Raw genomic sequence first — 1073 nt, 5'->3', positions numbered from 1 at the left:
GCGGGCACTGGGGGGTGGCCAGCACGCCCCCGGGGTGGTGTTGCCCCGCGAGGGCGCGGTCGGGCCGGGCACGGTGTTCGTCTACTCCGGGCGCGGGTCGCAGTGGGCCGGCATGGGCCGCCTGCTGCTGGCCGACGAGCCGGCCTTCGCCGCGGCGGTCGACGAGTTGGAGCCCGATTTCGTTGCCCAGGCCGGGTTTTCGCTGCGCGAGGTGATCGCCACCGGCAGCGAACTGGTCGGCATCGAACAGATCCAGCTGGGCCTGATCGGCATGCAGCTGGCGCTGACCGCGCTGTGGCGCGCCCACGGCATCACCCCCGACCTGGTCATCGGCCACTCCATGGGCGAAGTCGCCGCCGCCGTGGTGGCCGGTGCGCTCACGCCCGCCCAGGGATTGCGGGTGACCGCGACGCGATCGCGGTTGATGGCCCCGCTGTCCGGGCACGGCGGCATGGCCCTGCTGGAGCTCGACGCGCCCGCCACCGAGGCGCTGATCGCCGAGCACCCCGAAATCACCCTGGGCATCTACAACTCCCCCCGCCAAACCGTCATCGCCGGACCCACCGACCAGATCGATCAGCTCATCGCCGAGGTCCGCGCCCACAACCGGTTCGCCAGCCGGGTCAACATCGAAGTCTCCCCGCACAACCCGGCCATGGACCCCCTGCAACCCCCGATGCGCGCGGAACTGGCCGACCTGACCCCCCAACCGCCACGCATCCCGATCATCTCCACCACCTACCCCGACCTCGACACCCGCCCGGTCTTCGACGCCGACCACTGGGCCACCAACATGCGCAACCCCGTCCACTTCCACCAAGCCATCGCCCACGCCGGCACCGACCACCACACCTTCATCGAAATCAGCGCACACCCCCTGCTCACCCAAGCCATACTCGACACCCTGCACACCGCCCAGCACGGAAGCAAATACGTCAGCGCCGGCACCCTGCAACGCGATACCGACGACACCATCACCTTCCGCACCAACCTCCACACCGTGCGCGGCACCCACCGCGCCCTCGCGGTCCTCCACCACCCCGGGGGGGGGGGGGCCCCCCCCCAGTGCCCGC

At 71.2% G+C, this 1073-nt stretch carries 1 pseudogene; it reads left to right on the top strand.

What is annotated here, in order from left to right:
• A pseudogene (locus tag A5704_RS02505) lies at positions 1-1073 on the top strand (acyltransferase domain-containing protein); the annotation flags it as partial.

This window comes from Mycobacterium sp. E735 (assembly GCF_001666955.1).
Classification (GTDB): Bacteria; Actinomycetota; Actinomycetes; order Mycobacteriales; family Mycobacteriaceae; genus Mycobacterium.
The sequence above is the reverse complement of the archived record's forward strand: the minus strand, read 5'-3'. Positions and strand labels throughout refer to the sequence as shown.